General features: G+C 54.7%; 16 protein-coding genes and 1 tRNA gene. 9 read left to right on the plus strand and 8 right to left on the minus strand.

Annotated features, from left to right (window positions below; all coding sequences use genetic code 11):
• Window positions 1-114: 114 nt before the first annotated feature.
• From ACZRJQ_RS16685 to ACZRJQ_RS16695, 3 genes are all read right to left on the minus strand, one after another.
• Window positions 115-645, minus strand: coding sequence for a DUF4174 domain-containing protein (locus tag ACZRJQ_RS16685; protein ID WP_463979426.1), 531 nt, complete (start codon window positions 643-645; stop codon window positions 115-117).
• Window positions 646-810: 165 nt separating this feature from the next.
• Window positions 811-1398, minus strand: coding sequence for a DedA family protein (locus tag ACZRJQ_RS16690; protein ID WP_463979427.1), 588 nt, complete (start codon window positions 1396-1398; stop codon window positions 811-813).
• 50 nt (window positions 1399-1448) lie between these two features.
• Window positions 1449-2495, minus strand: a complete 1047-nt coding sequence (locus ACZRJQ_RS16695; RefSeq protein ID WP_463979428.1) for a DMT family transporter — start codon at window positions 2493-2495, stop codon at window positions 1449-1451.
• Window positions 2496-2831: 336 nt separating this feature from the next.
• Here ACZRJQ_RS16695 and ACZRJQ_RS16700 point away from each other — a divergent pair.
• From ACZRJQ_RS16700 to ACZRJQ_RS16720, 5 genes are all read left to right on the plus strand, one after another.
• Window positions 2832-2918: transfer RNA gene (locus tag ACZRJQ_RS16700), tRNA-Leu, on the plus strand.
• A gap of 486 nt (window positions 2919-3404) precedes the next feature.
• Complete coding sequence (locus tag ACZRJQ_RS16705) at window positions 3405-4292, plus strand: nitrilase family protein (protein WP_463979429.1); 888 nt, start codon at window positions 3405-3407, stop codon at window positions 4290-4292.
• Window positions 4293-4305: 13 nt separating this feature from the next.
• Window positions 4306-5490, plus strand: a complete 1185-nt coding sequence (locus tag ACZRJQ_RS16710) for a hypothetical protein (protein ID WP_463979430.1) — start codon at window positions 4306-4308, stop codon at window positions 5488-5490.
• 67 nt (window positions 5491-5557) lie between these two features.
• A complete protein-coding gene (locus ACZRJQ_RS16715; protein ID WP_463979431.1) occupies window positions 5558-6535 on the plus strand; it encodes an asparaginase in 978 nt (325 codons plus the stop codon).
• A 60-nt stretch (window positions 6536-6595) separates the two neighbouring features.
• Complete coding sequence (locus ACZRJQ_RS16720) at window positions 6596-6850, plus strand: helix-hairpin-helix domain-containing protein (protein ID WP_463979432.1); 255 nt, start codon at window positions 6596-6598, stop codon at window positions 6848-6850.
• 127 nt (window positions 6851-6977) lie between these two features.
• Here the strand turns inward: ACZRJQ_RS16720 and pssA are convergent, their stop codons facing one another.
• The 3 genes from pssA to ACZRJQ_RS16735 form a co-directional block, all read right to left on the minus strand.
• Window positions 6978-8321 carry a CDP-diacylglycerol--serine O-phosphatidyltransferase gene (gene pssA / locus ACZRJQ_RS16725; protein WP_463979433.1) on the minus strand — a complete coding sequence of 448 codons (1344 nt, stop codon included), beginning with the start codon at window positions 8319-8321 and terminating at the stop codon, window positions 6978-6980.
• Between the two features lie 75 nt (window positions 8322-8396).
• Window positions 8397-9539, minus strand: a complete 1143-nt coding sequence (locus ACZRJQ_RS16730) for a glycerate kinase (RefSeq protein WP_463979434.1) — start codon at window positions 9537-9539, stop codon at window positions 8397-8399.
• A gap of 105 nt (window positions 9540-9644) precedes the next feature.
• Window positions 9645-10745, minus strand: coding sequence for a sugar diacid recognition domain-containing protein (locus ACZRJQ_RS16735; RefSeq protein WP_463979435.1), 1101 nt, complete (start codon window positions 10743-10745; stop codon window positions 9645-9647).
• Window positions 10746-10894: 149 nt separating this feature from the next.
• On the opposite strand from ACZRJQ_RS16735, the gene rarD (ACZRJQ_RS16740) reads away from it, so the two are divergent.
• Together rarD (ACZRJQ_RS16740) and rarD (ACZRJQ_RS16745) are read left to right on the plus strand one after the other, a co-directional pair.
• Window positions 10895-11779, plus strand: a complete 885-nt coding sequence (gene rarD, locus ACZRJQ_RS16740; protein ID WP_463979436.1) for an EamA family transporter RarD — start codon at window positions 10895-10897, stop codon at window positions 11777-11779.
• A 289-nt stretch (window positions 11780-12068) separates the two neighbouring features.
• Window positions 12069-12950 carry an EamA family transporter RarD gene (gene rarD / locus ACZRJQ_RS16745; protein ID WP_463979437.1) on the plus strand — a complete coding sequence of 294 codons (882 nt, stop codon included), beginning with the start codon at window positions 12069-12071 and terminating at the stop codon, window positions 12948-12950.
• Here rarD (ACZRJQ_RS16745) and ACZRJQ_RS16750 read toward each other — a convergent pair.
• Together ACZRJQ_RS16750 and ACZRJQ_RS16755 are read right to left on the minus strand one after the other, a co-directional pair.
• Window positions 12947-14248, minus strand: coding sequence for an ATP-binding protein (locus ACZRJQ_RS16750; protein ID WP_463979438.1), 1302 nt, complete (start codon window positions 14246-14248; stop codon window positions 12947-12949). The two genes, rarD (ACZRJQ_RS16745) and ACZRJQ_RS16750, sit on opposite strands and share 4 nt — an antisense overlap.
• Window positions 14249-14252: 4 nt before the next feature.
• The gene (locus tag ACZRJQ_RS16755) at window positions 14253-14954 is read right to left on the minus strand and encodes a response regulator (protein WP_463979439.1); all 702 of its coding nucleotides are present in this window, start codon (window positions 14952-14954) and stop codon (window positions 14253-14255) included.
• A 177-nt stretch (window positions 14955-15131) separates the two neighbouring features.
• On the opposite strand from ACZRJQ_RS16755, the gene ACZRJQ_RS16760 reads away from it, so the two are divergent.
• Together ACZRJQ_RS16760 and ACZRJQ_RS16765 are read left to right on the plus strand one after the other, a co-directional pair.
• Complete coding sequence (locus tag ACZRJQ_RS16760; protein ID WP_463979440.1) at window positions 15132-16286, plus strand: efflux RND transporter periplasmic adaptor subunit; 1155 nt, start codon at window positions 15132-15134, stop codon at window positions 16284-16286.
• 2 nt (window positions 16287-16288) lie between these two features.
• Window positions 16289-19390 carry a multidrug efflux RND transporter permease subunit gene (locus tag ACZRJQ_RS16765; RefSeq protein ID WP_463979441.1) on the plus strand — a complete coding sequence of 1034 codons (3102 nt, stop codon included), beginning with the start codon at window positions 16289-16291 and terminating at the stop codon, window positions 19388-19390.
• Window positions 19391-19428: the final 38 nt, after the last annotated feature.

Here is a 19428-nt window from a genome sequence, read left to right on the forward strand (position 1 = left end):
ACATTGCTTTCACATCACCTTCACATCCCGAGGCCTAAATTGAACTCACTCCTTTAGTGAATCCCTCTTGGCCCGCCCCCCAGCGGGCCTTTTTTTGGGCGTCCATTAACCTCGTTAATCCTCCAGCGCCTTGACTGCTTTAGCCGGTTTAACGGCGTTGGAAGCCTTGCCCGGAGCCACTGGTTTGCTTTCTTCAGCAACAGCGGGTGCGATGTCTTTTTCTTGCTGAGGTAACTCGTCAACGGTCTTAAACAATTCTGCCGGGGTCACAGCGCCTACTTTTTCAATTTTTTTCTCACCATCTTTGCCGATCAAAATCACTTTGGCGTCATCAATGATCATGCCTGGCTTTAGACCCCGAATAAGAGACATGGTGGATTGAGGGTCCAGGTCTTTACCGTCACGTTTGCCTACAATCCCCACAATTGTATAAAGCACCATGTTGCGTTCATTAAAGGCCTGCCGATTGGCTGGCTCATCCAACGCTTTTTTCAAGTTAACCAGTGTTGGATCTGCATCCGTTCGAGCAACAATGATCAGTGGGCGGGCTTTACCGACGTCTTGATCCAAAGGGCTTGGCACTTCGGCAGCGTGTGCAATACCCGTCACGAAAAAACCGGCGAGCAACAGTGAGCGGATAAACATCCAGACCTCCTTTTTAATCATCATGCGGACCGATGGCCCTACAGTCCAAAACCTTATGAATCACAGCGTTGGCCTGCTTTTCGAAAGCTTAGGCCAATGGCTTGATCTCGCAACCGAGTGCTTGGACTTTGCCTTTCGCGTTTATTTTTTGCAACTGCAAGCCCGTCACAATTGCTTAAGCGCTGCACGCTTTTTGGCCCGCAGCTGACGATACAGCGCGAAGGCCGCAACCAATGCGATAACGCACACTACGATTGGCAAGCGATAAGGTTTAAGGTCACCCAACAGCCCTTCAAGAAACTCCCCAGCCCAATAGCCTGCACTGGCAAACAGTGCGGCCCAGACCACTGCGCCCAGTAAATTGATGCAGGCGAACTTAAGCGGTGAAACCTTACACGCTCCAATCACCATCGGCCCTACCAGACGCATGCCGTATAAAAAACGCACTGAAAATATGGACACCGTTGGGTGCTGATTAATGAGCTGTGTGACGTGCTCAATGGTTGCCTGCTGTTTATGCAAGCGCGGCAACAGGCGAGCGCCAAAGTAACGTCCAGTCCAAAACAGTGCCTGATCACCCAACATGCCAGCCAGACTGGCGTAACCGATCACTGGCAACAACGCTAAAACATGCTGATGAGCCGCCATACCGCCCAGAATCAGAATGGTTTCACCTTCGAGCAGACACCCAATAAAGATGGCGAGATAGCCGTAAGTGGTCAGCCAGTAATTGAAATCAATGTGCTCAAACATGCGTGTCTGAAAGCTCCCTTAAAGGTTTTAAACGCCATGCAGCGTAAAACTTAGTGCCGATGGCGATGATGGATGTCGGGAAAATGCGGGTGGCTATGTCGAATCGCGCTGTGCTGATGTGCGTGGCTATGCGTTGTGTCTGTGGTCAGCGCTTCGTCGTGGTCATGCAGGTGATGTTCATCGTGGCTATGACGATGTGTATGTTCCAAAGGTTGATGCAGATGCTCATGGCTATGTCGCTCAGTAAGATGCAACCAAACGCCCACACTCATGAACAGTGCAGCGACCCAAAACACTGCCGACACCGATTCATCCAGCACCGCAATGGAAATGGCAGCCCCCAAAAAAGGCGCTGTCGAGAAATACGCACCAGTGCGTGCAGCCCCCAGCCCTCGCAGTGCCAGCACAAATAGCACCAAACTCACACCGTAGCCTAAGAAACCAATAGCCAGCGTGGGGCTCAATACAGAAAAAACAGGAAACCTGGCACCCAGCATCAGCGCAATGATGCAGTTAACCAACCCGGCAAATAAACCTTTGGCTGCGGCAATATAGAGCGCATCAGACGCAGATACCTTGCGGGTCAGGTTGTTATCTACCGCCCAGCACAAACAGGCAAACGCGACGGCCAGCGGCCCGAGCATGGATTGAGCGGTAGTTACCACCTGACCTGCGGGCCATGACAGAACAATACCGCCCACAATAATTGCGACCATGCCTAGCACAATCCTGCGGTCTGCATTTTCTTTAAACACAAACCAAGCCAATACGGCGGTCAAGACAGGCTCCAAATTAAGCATCAGCGACGCGGTCGCCCCGCTAGTGCGAGTTAACCCCATCATCAGCGCGACAGGGGCAAGCACGCCGCCGAAAACAATAGCACCCAGTAGCCAAGGCCACTCGCCTGCAGCTAAACCTGACCTTTTCCAACCCTTATCCCTCACACAGCGCACAAGCAGCAGCCCCACCCCGCTGCCTAAATACAGCAACCCGGCCAACATAACAGGAGGGATCTGAGCACCCAGCACTTTGGCCAAAGGCGTACTGGCGCCAAACAGTGCCGCCGCCGCCAAGGCATAAATAACACTCGTATTCATCGCACCTACTTCTTTTAGTCGTGCAAGCAGCCTAGCTCAGGTAGAGCAATTGAAAACGATCGACTGTCAGTAACGCCTCAGAAATAAGACACCACGACCGTATATTTTTCGTACACCAAGCCAGCACTTTTTCCGCGCAAACAGGGCGCTATTTCATAGGCATATGATTTTTCGAGTGTTTTAACCACCTCCAGACAAAAAAAATGTACTTAAATGGACGTTATCGAACTTGCCTCATTGGCGCGGGCTCTATATATTCGTCCACCTGTCACGCAGGCTCTTGAGTACTTTGCAGGTTAAAGCACCTTCCTTCCTGACTCGCTTTATAGCGCTACCGCCCGAATGGCGAAATTGGTAGACGCATGGGACTTAAAATCCCCCGTTCGAAAGGACGTGCCGGTTCGATTCCGGCTTCGGGCACCAAACAAATCAAGGGCTTGCATGAGATTCTTCATGCAGGCCCTTTTTTTTTTGCACCGAAAAAATTCAGGCCGCTCCGCAATTCTAGATTGCTCCCCCCTCCCCCTTGACGTCCTGCCGAGCGAACACAAAACCAAGAATTCGCCAAGCCTTCATCTGTCCCAGTCTTTTGCCAATAACCCTGCGCGACTTTAAGAGCAACACTACTTGCCCTCGACTTGGGGTTTGCACCATAGCCGCCGTACTTTGAGTGCCTTATGGCTTTCAATGCCATTGTGCCGTGCTGTGTTGGATCGAAACCCTTCCTACGCGAAGCTATCAATGTAATTACCCATCTGTGCCTTGTAGTCCGCAGCGGCATTTAATGCGATCTGTAAGGCAAGGGACTACTCGCCAAACGGATTTGCCCGATAGACCCCGGCACTGACAAATCTTCTTACTGAATACCCGCCAACAGGTGGAAAACAACAATAAGAAGAGGTGTCAGCCATGAACACAGCTGTCAGTGCCGTGCGCGTTGCAGTGGTGCAGTTCGATCCGCAAGTCGGGACGCAACACTGCCAAATCAATCTTGAAAACAGCCTGGATCTGGCCCTGCAAGCGGCTTTGAACGGGGCAAATTTGATTGTGTTACCGGAGTTGGCAAACACCGGCTACTTGTTTGCCAATAGGCAAGACGCTTATGAGCATGCCGAAGCCGTTCCTGACGGGCCCAGCGTTCAAGCATGGATCGAGTTTGCTGAGCAACATCAGGTGTATCTGGTGGCAGGGTTGGCGGAGCAAGACGGCATGCAGCTGTTTGATACCGCCGTGTTGCTTGGGCCAAGCGGGTTTATCGGCAAGTACCGAAAAGCCCATTTGTGGAACCGCGAAAAACTTTGGTTTACACCCGGCAATTTGGGCTTTCCTGTCTTTGAAACACCTATCGGCCGCATTGGCCTGCTGATCTGCTGGGACATCTGGTTCCCTGAAGTGCCTCGGCTGCTGAGCCTGCAAGGCGCCGATATTATTTGCAGCTTGAACAACTGGGTATGGACGCCCCCGCCCCTGTTCGACGAAGCCGGCAAGTGCATGGCCTCGTACCTGACGATGACTGCGGCCCACGTTAACAACGTGTATATCGCCGCCGCCAACCGCATCGGCGAAGAGCACGGCGAGCGCTATCTGGGCTGTTCTCTGATCGCTGGCACCAATGGCTGGCCGATTGGCGCGGTCGCTCCGGCTGATGAGCAAACCATTCTCTATGCCGACATTGACCTGTCGACGGCTCGTAGCGCCCCGATCTGGAACAACTTGAACGACCTGTGCCGTGACCGCCGCACGGATGTGTACGAGTCGATGCTCGGTTATCGCCTGCACCCTTACCTGCCACGTTGATAAGGGGATTGCTATGGATACCTCTCCTGTCGCTGTCCGCTGGCTCCATCTTGCTCTAATCATTGGCCTAGCGATCAGCGCTGCGGCCTTGGGGGTCGGGCTCTCACTCAACTACTCGGTCGCGGGCTCTGGTTACTGGCCCAGCTACGCTGACATGATGTCGAACCTGCCTTCCCCCTTGGCTTGGTTGCGCTGGGTGGTGGGCGATATCAGTGAAGTGGCGTTTTATAAGCATGAGTTCGCCTCGTTGGGGCTATTGCTCGGTGGTGCTCTGGGGTACTGGGCTAGCCGCTATGCCAAAGCATGGCAAGGGTTCAGCATCAGCTACGGCACAGGACTGTGGCCTTGGTTGGTCACCAGTTCATTGCTGGGCTTGCTGCTGAGTAATGCACTCTGGGGCTGGACTCTGACTGCCGACACCTGGCAGCCCACCTTCGCGGCGTTCGTGTCATTACCAGCGGCGATGGTGCTGTTATTTGGTGGCGGTTGGAAAGTCACCCTTAACGGAGCCATCCTCGGTGCAGTGCTGGTAACGCCTTCATGCCTGCTGATCGTTAACTATGTGTGCCTGCCCCTTGGATTACCCGTAGTCGTCGGCAATGTTTTGGGCATGGCGGTGGGGAGCGTGGTTGCATTTGTGTTGTGTAGGGTGCTGCCCGTTTTGGTGAGTTCCAAACCTGAGCAAACATCAACCCATCGGGCTCCAGCGCCTGCCAAAACGCCGGACTATGGTGTGATTTGGACATTGCGCCGAGTCTTGGCTGACTTTTCAGAAGCGCCATTCTATGGCAATGAATGGGCCAGTGTGGGTTTGCTAAGCGGCGTTCTGCTGGCCTATGCCTTGAATCCGTTAAGTCCCGCTTATGGCTCAGGCTTGTTGTTGCACATCGTCGGGGCGCAGGCATTGACCTCGCTTACAGGTGTCCTTGTGTGGCGAAAACAATGGCAAAAACGGGGTTGGTATCCCACTTATGTGCCCTTGGTTTCCGTGGTGCCCGCCGCTGTACTCACTTATGGCAGCAGTGTGAGCGTCATGGTCGCCAGCGCTTTGCTCGGGGCTCTGATCGCCCCGCCATTGGCGTGTGCCATTGCTCAACGGTTGCCAAAGTATCTGCATCCTTACATTGGCAATGTGCTGTCGATGGCGATCAGTACTTTGCTGATCGTGCCCATAGTTGGGGCTCTAGTCGCTGACTAGCCCTTTTATCCATTGCGGCGAGCTTCGTCCATTGAAGCTCGCCCACTACTGAGCGGCGGGATCAATCATGTCACGACCCACAATAGCCATCGCCACGTTGGGCGGAACCCTGAGCATGCAACACGGCGAAGCGGGGGAAGGCATCCTCCCAGTACTCGGAGGCGAAGCCTTGCTAACCTGCGTGCCGGAACTCAAGACTCTGACCGACATACGAATTGAAAGCCTGAGCCTGTTACCCAGTGCCTCTTTGGACTTCGACTTTTTGCTGCATGTGTTGAGTTGGGCTAAACGCCAAGTTGAGCAAGGCGCACAAGGCGTGGTCATCACCCAAGGCACCGACACACTGGAAGAAACCGCAGCGCTGTTTGAATACTTGTGGGATCACGACGAGCCGTTGATTTTGACTGGTGCCATGCGCTGCGCGGGACACATAGGCGCGGACGGGCCAGCGAATTTGCTGGATGCTAGCCGCGTTGCATTGAGTGAGTCGAGCCGCAAACGCGGTGTATTGGTGGTCATGAACGCAGAGATTCATGAAGCGCTCCACGTTCGCAAAACCCACACAATGGCCTTACAGGCTTTCAGCTCGCCCATTGCCGGCCCAACAGGATTTGTAATCGAAAACAGCGTCCAGTATCTGCGCCCTGCCGACTCACGCTCGATATTGCCTTGGCCCGCCCGCACCACACAAAAAGTGGCTTTACTGGAAGCCACCCTCTGCGCCGATACGCTGCTTTTGGAGCAGCTTTTGTCGTTGGGTTATGAAGGTTTGGTAATCGCAGGATTTGGTGCAGGTCACGTCAGTGAGCAGTGGGCGAAGGTGCTGGAACCGATTGCCGCAAAAATCCCGGTGATCGTCGGCTCACGCACGGGGGCCGGAGTAACGGCGCACAACACCTATGGTTTTGTCGGAGGCGAAATTGATTTGGCCCGTAAAGGGCTGCACATGAGTGGGGGTTTGTGCCCCCGCAAGGCTAGGGTGTTGCTGTGGTTACAGATAGGCAGCGGTGACAAGGTGGAGCTAAAAACACCCCAAGTCTATTGAGGCACCCTATGGCGTCGGGCACACTTCAATCGACTTGTTAAACCAAAAAGGACTTTGCCAATGCCATTCTCGTTCGAAGAAAGAACCTCTTTGCTCACACTCAAGGGGGTAGGCCCAACCGTCATTACTCGGCTTGAACAGATGGGCATCACATCGCTTGAAGAACTCAGAAAATCGGATGTTGGCGACATCCTGGCTCAAGCATCAGCAGCATTAGGCTCAACGTGCTGGAAGAACAGCCCTCAGGCCCGATCAGCCATTACAGCAGCCGTAGAGCTTGCGAAAGACTCCATAGACAACCCTTCGGCAGTTTAAATTGGTGCGCATTCAGAATCGGCCCCCCACTGCTTGATCACTTGGCTTGAGCGCGCTGCATATCTGCTCCAGAAACGGGAGCAGTTGCCCAAGTACAGGGCAACGGTAATAAGCGAGTGGGATGTTTTTAAAGAATCCGATAGAGCAATCGTTCGATCCGAACCCGGCTCACCCGGCGCAAGAACTTGGCCACTGCTGGCGGGTAGTCAGTGAGTGTTTCCAGCCCCTTGTAGCTGTCAATGCGCTGGGTATGGGCAAAGATAGCGTCCAGTTCCTGGCGGCGAGGCTCCAGTAACTCGCGACGTGGATCGTCGATCAATAAACCGTTTTCCAAGTCGAGGCGGAAGGCGCGCGGGTTGAGGTTGTTGCCCGTCAGCAAGGTATAGCGATCATCGACCCACATACCTTTAAGGTGATAGCTGTTATCGCCCTCACGCCACAGGTGCAGGTTCAGCAGGCCGTTATCAATCATCCGCTGATGTGTTTTTGCAAACCGGCGCAAACTCAGTTCATACAAATACGGTAACGCGGCGATGACCCTGAACGGTTCGCTTGGCGGGATGTAAAAGTCATTGGCCGTCTTGTCACCGACCACAATATCAATCCTTACTCCACGCTCCAGAGCCCGGTTGATTTCGCGGGTCACCGGTAACGGCAAGTTGAAGTACGGCGTACAAATGGTCAATTGCTGCTGACTACTGGCAATCAATTCGCAAATGACACGGCTCAACGGGTTGTTTTTGCCCACGCCCAATAACGGGCTAACAGACAAGCCAAAGTGACCGACAGTGCCGGCGCTGGTGTCGTAGCTGGCCTTTTTCAGGCGGCTGCGCAAGTCGCCGATAGCGCTACGCAAGCTGCGGGTGCTGGGCAACGTGGGTAAATCGAGGCGATGTACCGCTTGGGTTGCAATCAAGTCGTCAGCAACAAAGCGCTGCATCGAATCAGCTAGCGCTTTGTTATGCAGCACGTGATAACGATCGAAGCGGTATTTGTCGAATTTGTGCAAGTAGACGTTGTTCAGACTCGCGCCGCTGTAAATCACGCAGTCGTCAATGATGAAGCCTTTAAGGTGCAATACCCCGAACAACTCACGCGTTTGTACCGGCACGCCGTAGATCGGTACGTGGGTCGTGTGCGCTTCAGTTTGTGCCCGATACCAAGCAGCATTACCGGGCTGTTTGCCTGCACCGATCAACCCGCGCTGAGCGCGCAGCCAATCCACGACGACGACAATTTCAAGCTCGGGGCGAGCCGCTTTGGCCGCGTGCAGGGCATCAAGAATTTCTTGCCCGGCTTCGTCCTGTTGCAGATACAAGGCCACCAGCGTAATTCGATGGCGTGCTGCTGCAATCTGATCCAACAGGCAGCGACGAAATTCTGCGGCACTAGGCAAAATGCGAAAAGCATCAGCAGTGAGTGGAAAACTGCGCAGCTTAGGCAGCAAGGAGCGTTTGAAGAGCGACGGCATAGGGCTCGCTAAGGGTCGAATGCGAAGAACCGCGAAGCTTACACGATTGGGCTTTGAAGCTGTAGCCGCTAGCCTCTAACGATTCTGGGCTGCCACGCTTAGCAAGCGAGCGATGTCCCGGGCGCGATCAGTTAATAACTGCGCAGCATGGGTGCAGGCGTACTCCAGGCTCATCGGGCCGCTGGTCACTGCGAATGCAGCGTTGACCCCGTGCTCATACATTGTTTGGTAACCCTCGCCCAAGGTGCCGGCAAGTACCACCACTGGCACGTCATGTTGTTGAGCAATGCGCGCCACGCCAAACGGGGTTTTGCCACGCAGGGTCTGGGCATCAAAGCGGCCTTCTCCTGTAATCACCCAATCAGCCCCTTTTACCGCACTCTCCAGGTTCACCAGTTCTGCGACCACTTCAACTCCGGCTCGAAACTGAGCGCCGAAAAACGCCTTGGCCGCAAAACCCAGACCTCCCGCCGCACCCGAGCCCGGCTCGTCACGCACATCCTTGGGCAAAACCTCAGCACAGTAGTCCGCAAAGCGCCCTAATGCGCTATCCAGTTGCTTGACCTGCTCTGGCGAAGCACCTTTTTGCGGCCCAAAAATGGCTGACGCCCCTTGATCCCCGCACAAGGGGTTGTTGACGTCAGCTGCGATCTCAAAACGCACTTCAGCCAAACGTGGATCAAAGCTGTCCAGGTTGATACGTGCAACGTGCGCCAGTGCCAACCCGCCATGCGGCAAAGGTTGATCCTGTGCGTCAAACAAACCCAACCCCAGTGCCTGAAGTGCCCCCGCCCCCGCATCGTTGGTAGCGCTGCCGCCAATGGCCAAAATGATGCGGTGAGCACCTGCATCCAGTGCGGCCTTGATCAGTTGGCCCGTACCAAAGGTGCTGCTGGTGCAGGCATTGCGCTGGTTGAGCGCGACCAATTGCAAACCGCTGGCTTCGGCCATTTCTATGATTGCTGTGCGACTGTCTGGCAGCCAGCCCCAACGCGCCTCGACCTCTGTGCCAAAAGGGCCTTGCACGAGATTGCGCCGCAACTGGCCATTACCTGCCGCCACGATGGCCTCAACTGTGCCTTCGCCACCATCGGCCATCGGGCATTTGACCAACTGGGCATGGGGCAATACATCGGCCAAACCGGCGGCAATGGCATCAGCGACTTTTTCGGCACTCAGGCTGTCTTTAAACGAGTCGGGGGCAATCACGATTTTCATGGGCGCATCTCCAGTTCTTATGCCTCCATGCTGCCAGCAACGTGGCACAAACACGCCAGTCTGGTGCACAAGCAATCACAGGCTTTGTTGTTCATTTTCACAAGCTCAAGCGCCCTGGGGCAGTAACTGCACGCCCAAATACAGCGCCAACATGCCGTTAAGGCTCAATGGATCAATGCCGCTCAGCTCTGCGATGCGCTCCATGCGATAGCGCAAACTGTTGCGGTGAATGCCCAGGGCATCAGCACATGCCTGACTTTGACCATCGTGCTCACACCAACTGCGCAGCGTAGCAATCAATTGGCCGTTACTGTCTTTGGTCATGACCTGATGCAAAGGGGTGAGCAGCTCTTCAAGAGCATCATCATGGCGATGGCGCCATAGCATCACCGGCAAACGATAACGCTTGAGCATCAGCAGCCGGGTTTTCGGGAGTACCTCGCGCCCGTACGCCAATAAGTCTGCGACCCTGCGATAACAGCGGCGCAGCCCCTTCAAATCAGCGGCCTGCGCGCCGACAGCCATGCGCAATACGTTCCAGCCCAAGCCGTCGAGTTTGTCTAATAAGCGCAGGTCATCAACCACAGCAGTCGTGGGCCGGCACCACAGTAAGGATGCAGGTGCCGGGCTCACACACCAACTGTCCGGGTGGCGTGATTGCAGCCAGAGGCTCAAGGCTTCGGCACTCTGCCCTTGGCCCAACTCAAACAGACACGGCATACGAGGCAGCTGTGGCTTAAGGCCCAATTGCTGCGACTCATCAATAAGACGTGCTGAATCTCCGTTTTCGCTCAGCAACAAGGCGACCAGGTCATCACAGCGCTGGCGCCGCCATTGCTGCTCGCCCTGCTGGTAACGCTGACTCACCAGCATCTCGGCAGTCATGCGCACCAACTCGGCGTAAGTGCGCAACTGCTCCGGCTCGCCGGTTAGCCCCAGCACACCAATCAGCCGTTGATCGAGCAGCAAGGGTAAATTGATCCCCGGTTGTACGCCTTTGAGGCACTTGGCCGTTTGTGCGTCAATTTCAACCACTCGCCCATTGGCCAGTACCAACTGCGCCCCTTCGTGCCGTGTATTGATGCGCTCAGGTTCGCCACTGCCAAGGATCAGCCCTTGGCTGTCCATGACGTTTACGTTGAATGGCAATATGGCCATCGCACGGTCCACGATGTCCTGGGCCAAGTCATGATCAAGTTCGAACATAGGGTGGCAGTCCTTATTAATATTTATTCGCGAGCACACGTGCACAGGGTTTTGCGTCGTTAACTGAATTTGCGATTTGCCCTATAACCTGCCGGGCCTCAAGCTACACGCTTCCGAATAATCATAAAGCGTGTTTCAACGAGGCTGTTGTGTCCAAAGGTATTGTTTTATCCGTTTTGGCGTCGAGCCTGTTCGGCGTCATGTACTACTACACCTCCCTGCTCTGGCCCTTAAGCGGTGCCGAAATTTTTGGCTGGAGGATGCTTCTCACCCTGCCCTGCATGACTCTGTTTATGTGTTTCTCTGGTGATTGGCGACTTGTGCCAAAAATCGTAATGCGCCTGCGTGAACAGCCTAAGTTGTGGTGGGCCTTGCTGGCCTCCAGTGCGCTGGTGGGCGTTCAGTTGTGGCTGTTTTTGTGGGCGCCGCTCAATGGCCACAGCCTGGATGTGTCGCTGGGTTACTTCCTGTTGCCACTGACCATGATCCTCACCGGACGCATGGTGTATGGCGAGCACTTGTCGCATCTGCAAAAAATTGCCGCCGCGCTCGCCACCTTTGGTGTCGCCAACGAAGTGTATCGAGTGGGTGGGTTTTCCTGGACGACTCTGGTTGTGGCAATCGGCTATCCCCTGTACTTCGTGCTGCGTAAGCGCGTGGGCACCGACAACCTTGGTGGCTTGTGGCTCGACATGTTGTTGTTAATGCCTGTGGCGCTGTGGTTTGTCCAGAGCGGGGAACAAGGTTTTGATGTGGCCAGCCATCGTCCAGCGCTCTACACACTCATCCCGTTGCTGGGCGCAATAAGTGCTTTGGCCCTTATCAGTTACATCCTTGCGAGCCGAATGCTGGCATTCAGCCTGTTCGGCTTACTCAGCTATGTAGAGCCTGTGCTGTTGGTGTGTGTGGCGTTGCTATTGGGGGAAAGCATCAGCGCTGGGCAATGGCTCACTTACCTGCCGATTTGGCTGGCGGTGTTGGTGTTGATCTTTGAAGGACTGAAGCACCTGACTCGCCATCGCAAAGGTGTTTGACCTTTTTTGCTGTGGGGCGATTGCTATCAGCTCGCTCCCGCAGTGCTTTCAAGCCACAAATCAACGGTGTGACACGTAATTTAACGACCGTTAATCTTTTTTTTAAAAACACGAACGCTTGTTTAAAACGGTTTTGGCCCAGTAATTGCTTGGGTATTTTTGTTTTGAGTATTTCCCCCAAGAGGTTCAGCCAAGCTATTGGTTTAAAAGAGATTTGCCAACGGCCGCCGACAGCCTCAATCTATGTGCCCACTCACACGAGTAACGCAGTAGATCCATCGAGGTTGTTGTGTCTAAAGGTATTGTTTTATCGATTTTGGCTTCATGTTTGTTTGGCGTTCTGTACTACTTCACTTCCCTTCTCTGGCCCCTCAACGGTCAAGAAATTTTCGGCTGGCGAATACTCATCTCGCTGCCCTTCATGACACTCTTTATCTGCCTCAGCGGCGACTGGAAATGGGTCCCTCTCATATTTCAGCGCATGCGCGCCAATCCGGCCTTGATCCCTTGCGTATTACTCACCAGCTTTTTGGTAGGCGTGCAGCTGTGGATGTTCATGTGGGGCCCCTTAAATGGGCACGGTCTAGATGTGTCGTTAGGGTACTTCCTGCTACCACTGACGATGATCCTCACCGGGCGCATTGTTTACGGCGAACACCTCTCACATCTGCAAAAAATTGCCACCGCACTGGCCGTGGTGGGTGTGGCCAATGAGCTGTACCGCACAGGCGGGTTCTCATGGACAACGCTAGTAGTCGCCATTGGCTACCCGATGTATTTCGTGCTGCGCAAGCGTATCGGTATCGACAACTTGGGCGGCCTATGGCTGGACATGCTGTTGATGGTGCCCGTGGCCTTGTGGTTTGTGCTTGCCGGTGAGCATGTTGACCTAGAGGCACAGCGCCCGCAGCTGTACATGCTTGTTCCTCTAATGGGCATCATCAGCGCCGCGGCGGGGTTTGCTTATATTCTGGCCAGCCGTTTGCTGCCATTCAGTTTGTTTGGATTGCTCAGCTACGTTGAGCCCGTCTTGCTGGTAGCGGTGGCGCTCCTCTTGGGTGACAGTTTGGAAGACGGGCAATGGCTGACCTACGGCCCGATCTGGCTTGCCGTCGTGGTGCTGATTATTGAAGGTTTAAAACATGTGAATCGCCTTCGCCGTTCTATCTAGGTTTCAGCGGGCAACCACAGTTTGAAACGCGCCCCACCCAAGGGCGCTTGCTCAACGCTTAACGTGCCGCCTTGGGCTTCCAGGGCGCGCCGACTGATCGCCAGGCCCAGCCCAAAGCCTCCGGTCGCGCGATCACGACTACGATCAAGGCGATAAAACGGCTCAAAAACGCGCTCGCGCTCCTGCTCAGGCACGCCGATTCCATCGTCGTCCACCCACAGCTCACAGCCCTGTGCGCTGACATTAACCCCTACTTGAATACGCCCATCGCAATAACGCATCGCGTTGCGCAACAAGTTCTGCACCGCGCGCGCAGTCAAACGCGGGTCTAGGGCGAATCGAGCCTGTGTGCCCTGCAGCAACACATCGAGCACGATGTGCGGGGCTTCAAGCTCTTCATCAAAGCTGCCGAGGATGCTATCGATAAACTCATCGAGCGAAACTTCAATCCGCTCAGGCGCCAGTCGGGGGTTTTGCAATCGGCTGAATGACAACAACTCAAGCACCAGCTCATCAAGTTCCCGTATGTGGCCAACCAGTACTTGCAAGCGTTCACGGCTGGCCTGCGGCAGGTCGTCACACAGCACCAGCGCCAAGCCAAAGTCCAGGCGCGTCAATGGCGTGCGAAGTTCGTGAGATACGGCATTGAGCAGGTCGCGCTGTTGATTCAGCAGGTTTTCGACATCGCGGGCCATCGTGTCAAACACAGCGGCCAAACCATGAATGTTTGAACGCGGCGATATCTGCGTTCGCTCGCTCAGTTGCCCTTGACCAATGCGCGCGGCAGTGTGCTTAAGCCGCTCCAGGTCACGCCAATGCGGGCGCAGCCAAAGCAGCAACCCGCCGAGCAAAGCTGCTCCGATCAACACGTTGATGCTCCAATACAACACATTCATGTCAAATGGATCAGGCGGCATGACCAGTTCAATCGCCGACTGGTTATCAAGCGGCGATACGACCAAAGTGCGCCAGCCCCACTCGCCAATGCGTAAAACGCCCTCACCTTGTTGCAACTGGCGCTGCTCTGCGAGGTTGAATTTGGAGTCGGTGATGGGCAACAAGTTAACCCGCAACGGGTCGAACGTTGTGTCAAGCTCAGCGGCCAGCGCGGGCCATTGTTCACTGGGAATTTGATGAAACTGCTTGACCAGCAGCGTTTGCATGCCGCGTGACATGTCAATGTTGTAGTTCATGAAGCGTTCGTGGAACACCCTCACAATTAGTTCTGGCACCAAGTAAATCGCTGCGCCAAACGTGACTATCGTGACCAGATACAGCCGAATCAGAACCTTGAACATCAGCTCAACATTCCCATTCAGAGCGACTGAACAGATAGCCCTTGCCCCACACTGTTTTGATCTTGCGCGCCTCCCCTGCGCAATCATCAAACTTACGGCGCAACTTGGAGATGGCGACATCGACTGAACGATCAGTACCGTTGAACTCAATGCCGCGCAAACGCTGCAAAATTTGATCGCGACTCAGGACTTCGCCAGCGTGCCGCGCCAGCACCACTAGCAAGTTGTATTCCCCGCTCGACAGCTCAACTGCTTGCCCACGCCAGGCCACAGTGCGTTCCGAAAGGTCGATACACAAGTTACCGATCTGTATTTGGTCATTGGCTACGTGTGGCTCAGCCAAACTGCTGCGGCGTAGCAAAGTACGTACGCGAGCCAACAACACGCGCGGCTCGCAAGGTTTTGTCACATAATCGTCAGCACCCATCTCTAGCCCTAACACTTGGTCATGGCTATCGTCGCGCGCAGTCAACATTAGAATGGGCAGGCTCGCAGAGTCGGCCCGTAACAAACGGCACACTTGCAGCCCATCAAGGCCAGGCAACATGAGGTCAAGAATGACCAGATCCGGGGACGTGTTTTTTGCTCGCTCGCGCACTTGATCACCCCGCGCAATAACGCTGACCTGATAGCCATTTCGCTCCAAATAGCTGGCAATCAGCTCAGAAAGAGCGGCGTCGTCTTCGACCAGCAAAATAGTGGGCATAGTCACTGCTTACAGCCAAGAGAAAAACGAAGGATATACAACCTCACACGGACAGGAGCACAACCTTCACACTTTTTCACATACGACCTACATAGCTTCACAACGCCGCTTGCGTGCTGCCCTTAGCATGCCAAGGCATTTACAGACACATCTCGCATATTTTAGAAGGCATGTTCATTGAAAAAGCTCTTTGCCCCGCTATGCCTTACAGCGCTGGCACTGATCCTCAGTGCCTGTGATAAAAGCCCGAACACCCAAGACAAGGCGCCTTTGGTCAAAGTGCGCACTGAAGTCATTGCCACTCAATCACTCTCCATCAGCAATGAATTAAGTGGCCGCGTGGTTGCTCCCCGGGTTGCGCAAGTCAGCGCCCGTGTCGCAGGGGTCGTGTTGAAGCGTGCTTTCGAGGAAGGCAGCGAAGTTAAGCAGGGCGATGTGTTGTTCTTGATTGACCCGGCCCCATTCAAAGCTGATCTGGACAGCGCGTTGGCGGCGCTGCGCAAATCGCAAGCCCTCGCTTTGCAGGCAAAATTGCAAGACCAGCGCTACGGCGCGCTGATTGAAAGTAACGCTATCAGCCGCCAGGACTATGACAACGCCCGCGCACAAAGCCAGCAGGCTGTAGCCGAAGTCGCTGCGAATCAGGCGGCCGTTCAACGCGCCAAGCTCAACCTGGGGTATGCCACGGTTACAGCGCCCATTTCTGGTCGAATTGGCCGTGCGCTGGTGACCGAAGGCGCATTGGTGGGCCAAGGCGAGGTCACACCGTTGGCACGCATCCAGCAGTTGAACCCGATTCACGTCGATTTAACGCAATCTACTCGCGACCTTGATGGCTTGCGTGAGTCATTCCGTGCGGGCGAGTTGCAGCAAGTGGGCAAAAATGAAGCGCGTGCGACCTTGATTCGTGACAACGGCAACCTGTATCCGCTGCCTGGCAAATTGTTGTTTACCGATATCAGTGTTGAGCCAAGTACTGGGCAAATCATTTTACGCAGTGAGTTTCCCAACCCTGACTATGACTTGCTACCCGGCAGCTTTGTGCGGGTGCGGCTTGAGCAAGCGGTCAATAAACAAGGGATCAGCGTGCCGCAACGCTCAATACTGCGCGACAGTGCCGGTGTGGCGCAGGTGCTGCTGCTCGATGCCGAGGACCGAGTGCAGCAGCAACCGGTGCAATTGGGCGGGGTTCAAAATGACCGATGGATCGTTAACTCAGGGCTAAAACCCGGAGATCGCATTGTCATTGAAGGCCTGCAACACGCGCGCCCTGGCGAGCAAGTGCAAATTGATGACCCCACACCTCCCCTCGCACAGCCCACGGATCGGTGAACATGCCGCAGTTTTTTATTGACCGCCCGATCTTCGCGTGGGTAGTTGCGTTGTTCATTCTGCTGGCAGGCGCTTTGGCTATTCCGCAGCTTCCCGTGGCGAAATATCCCGATGTTGCGCCGCCACAAGTAGAAATTTATGCGGTGTACCCCGGTGCTTCTGCGCAAACGCTGGACGAAAGTGTTGTCAGCTTGATTGAGCAAGAACTTAACGGCACGGATGGCCTGCTGTATTTCGAATCCCAAAGCAGCCTTGGCAGCGCAAGTATTACGGCGACCTTCAAACCTGGCACCGACCCGGAAATGGCGCAGGTTGATGTGCAAAACCGCCTTAAAACGGTGGAGTCACGCCTGCCACAAGCGGTCATTCAGCAGGGTTTGCAGGTCGAGAAAATATCGTCGGGTTTTCTGATGTTAGTCACGCTAACCGCCGACAACAGCAGCGCGCTCGATGAAGTCGCACTTAGCGATTACTTGGCCCGCAACGTGATGAACGAAATCAAGCGCATCGACGGTGTTGGCAAAGCGCAATTGTATGGCGCCGAACGGGCGATGCGAATTTGGATCAATCCGCAAAAATTGATCGGCTTCAACCTAACACCAGCCGACGTCAACACTGCGATTGCCAACCAGAACGCACAGGTCTCTGCCGGCAGTATTGGCGACTTGCCCGGCCGCCCAACGCAAGAAATCACGGCCACGGTGCTGGTAAAAGGTCAGCTGTCGACACCACAAGAGTTCGGCGACATCGTGCTGCGCGCTAACCCGGATGGTTCAACAGTGCGTATCAGTGATGTGGCGCGGGTTGAGATTGGCAGTCAGGAATACCAATACGGCACCCGTTTGAACGGTAAATCCGCCAGCGCATTTAGTGTGAAACTGGCGCCCGAGGCCAATGCCCTGAGCACGGCCAATTTGATTCGCGCCAAAATGGACGAATTGAGTCGCTACTTCCCGGCAGGTGTTGAATACACCATCCCTTATGACACTTCCCCCTTTGTGAAAGTCTCGATCACCAAAGTGATTTACACCTTGGTCGAGGCTATGGTGCTGGTGTTTGCGGTGATGTTCCTGTTTTTGCAAAACATACGCTACACACTCATCCCGACACTGGTGGTGCCTGTAGCGTTGATGGGAACCTTTGCCGTCATGCTGGTGCTCGGGTTCTCGATCAACGTGCTGACTATGTTTGGCATGGTCTTGGCGATCGGCATTTTGGTAGACGATGCGATTGTGGTGGTCGAAAACGTTGAACGCATTATGGTCAGCGAAGGCCTGTCCCCGCGCGAGGCCACCCGCAAGGCGATGACGCAAATCAGCGGCGCAATCATCGGCATCACGCTGGTGCTGGTCGCAGTGTTTATTCCGATGGCCTTTATGCCCGGATCGGTGGGAGTGATTTACCAACAGTTCTCTTTGTCGATGGCCACCTCTATCTTGTTTTCTGCATTTTTGGCGCTGTCGTTAACCCCTGCACTGTGCGCGACGCTACTTAAGCCTATCGCCAAAGGTGAGCATCACGCCAAAGGCGGTTTTTTTGGCTGGTTCAACACGCGTTTCGAGCGTTTGTCTGCGGGGTACGAGCACTGGGTTGTCCACCTCATCAAGCGCAGCGGCCGCTATCTATTGGTGTATGGCGCCTTACTGGTTGTTTTAGTGCTGTGTTTTGCACGCCTGCCCTCTTCTTTTTTACCGGTAGAGGATCAGGGCTACACCATTACTGATATCCAACTGCCGCCGGGGGCTAGCCAAAACCGGACCCTCAAGGTGGTCGAGCAGATCGAAGCTCATAACGGTGCAGAGCCGGGAGTGGGTAATACCACCATGATTCTGGGTTTCAGCTTTTCGGGTAACGGCCAAAACGCAGCGCTGGCCTTCACAACGCTCAATGATTGGTCGCAACGCGATGCTAAAGACTCTGCATCCGCTATCGCCGATCGCGCCAACAAAGCATTTGGCGAACTAAAAGACGCGATTGCCTTTGCCATTTTGCCGCCTCCGGTCAGCGGCCTTGGGACATCGAGCGGTTTTGAGCTGCGCTTGCAAGACCGCGGCAGCGTTGGCTATGACGTGCTGATGCAGGCACGTACTGAATTGCTGGCCCTGGCTGAAAAAAGCCCGGTGCTAGCCAATGTGCGAGAAAGCGCTTTGGCCGAAAGCCCGCAAGTCCAGCTTGAGGTTGATCGCAAGCGTGCCAACGCGTTAGGCGTTTCCTTCGAGGACATTGGCAATGTCTTATCGACAGCCGTGGGCTCTGCTTATGTCAATGACTTCCCGAATCAAGGCCGTATGCAACGGGTTGTGGTTCAGGCTGAAGGCGATCAGCGCAGTCAGGTCGAAGACCTGCTCAAGATCAATGTGCGCAATAACCTTGGCAAAATGGTGCCACTTTCGGCCTTTGTCCAAGCCAACTGGATTCAAGGCCCTTCACAACTGACGCGGTATAACGGCTACCCCGCTATCAGCATTTCCGGCGAGTCAGCTCCCGGTCACAGTACGGGCGAGGCCATGCTTGAAGTCCAACGCCTGGTTGACCAGTTGCCTGCGGGACTGGGTCTTGAGTGGACCGGTTTGTCGCTGCAAGAAAAACTTTCAGGAGCGCAAGCGCCAATCTTGTTGGGGCTGTCGCTATTAATCGTGTTCTTGTGCCTGGCGGCGCTTTATGAGAGTTGGTCTATCCCCACTGCGGTACTGTTGGTCGTGCCACTGGGCGTATTGGGGGCAGTATTGGCAGTGACTTTTCGCGCAATGCCCAATGATGTGTTTTTCAAGGTGGGCTTGATCACAATCATTGGCCTTTCCGCCAAAAATGCCATTTTGATCATTGAATTTGCCAAAACACTGTACGACGAAGGCCATGATCTGGTGGACGCCACCGTGCAAGCCGCCCGCCTGCGCTTACGCCCAATTGTCATGACCTCTTTGGCCTTTATTCTCGGCGTTGTTCCGTTGGCGCTTGCAACAGGGGCCAGTTCTGCCAGTCAACAAGCCATTGGTACGGGTGTTATTGGCGGCATGATTGTCGCAACTCTGGCCGTAGTCTTTGTGCCCGTGTTCTTCGTGGTGGTGATGAAACTGGTCAGAAGGACGCCTCGTCAGAGTTAAGCTACGGCTACGCGTGCTAAGGTGCTGCAACACTCAGT

This window comes from Pseudomonas sp. E315, from assembly GCF_055406205.1.

Excerpts from the sequence above, each read along its gene's own strand:
- pssA (WP_463979433.1), bottom strand. The coding sequence starts at position 8,321 with ATGCCGTCGCTCTTCAAACGCTCCTTGCTGCCTAAGCTGCGCAGTTTT.
- ACZRJQ_RS16685 (WP_463979426.1), bottom strand. The coding sequence starts at position 645 with ATGTTTATCCGCTCACTGTTGCTCGCCGGTTTTTTCGTGACGGGTATT.
- ACZRJQ_RS16765 (WP_463979441.1), top strand. The coding sequence starts at position 16,289 with ATGCCGCAGTTTTTTATTGACCGCCCGATCTTCGCGTGGGTAGTTGCG.
- ACZRJQ_RS16710 (WP_463979430.1), top strand. The coding sequence starts at position 4,306 with ATGGATACCTCTCCTGTCGCTGTCCGCTGGCTCCATCTTGCTCTAATC.
- ACZRJQ_RS16735 (WP_463979435.1), bottom strand. The coding sequence starts at position 10,745 with ATGTTCGAACTTGATCATGACTTGGCCCAGGACATCGTGGACCGTGCG.
- ACZRJQ_RS16715 (WP_463979431.1), top strand. The coding sequence starts at position 5,558 with ATGTCACGACCCACAATAGCCATCGCCACGTTGGGCGGAACCCTGAGC.
- ACZRJQ_RS16755 (WP_463979439.1), bottom strand. The coding sequence starts at position 14,954 with ATGCCCACTATTTTGCTGGTCGAAGACGACGCCGCTCTTTCTGAGCTG.
- ACZRJQ_RS16705 (WP_463979429.1), top strand. The coding sequence starts at position 3,405 with ATGAACACAGCTGTCAGTGCCGTGCGCGTTGCAGTGGTGCAGTTCGAT.
- ACZRJQ_RS16695 (WP_463979428.1), bottom strand. The coding sequence starts at position 2,495 with ATGAATACGAGTGTTATTTATGCCTTGGCGGCGGCGGCACTGTTTGGC.
- ACZRJQ_RS16690 (WP_463979427.1), bottom strand. The coding sequence starts at position 1,398 with ATGTTTGAGCACATTGATTTCAATTACTGGCTGACCACTTACGGCTAT.
- ACZRJQ_RS16720 (WP_463979432.1), top strand. The coding sequence starts at position 6,596 with ATGCCATTCTCGTTCGAAGAAAGAACCTCTTTGCTCACACTCAAGGGG.
- ACZRJQ_RS16730 (WP_463979434.1), bottom strand. The coding sequence starts at position 9,539 with ATGAAAATCGTGATTGCCCCCGACTCGTTTAAAGACAGCCTGAGTGCC.
- ACZRJQ_RS16750 (WP_463979438.1), bottom strand. The coding sequence starts at position 14,248 with ATGTTCAAGGTTCTGATTCGGCTGTATCTGGTCACGATAGTCACGTTT.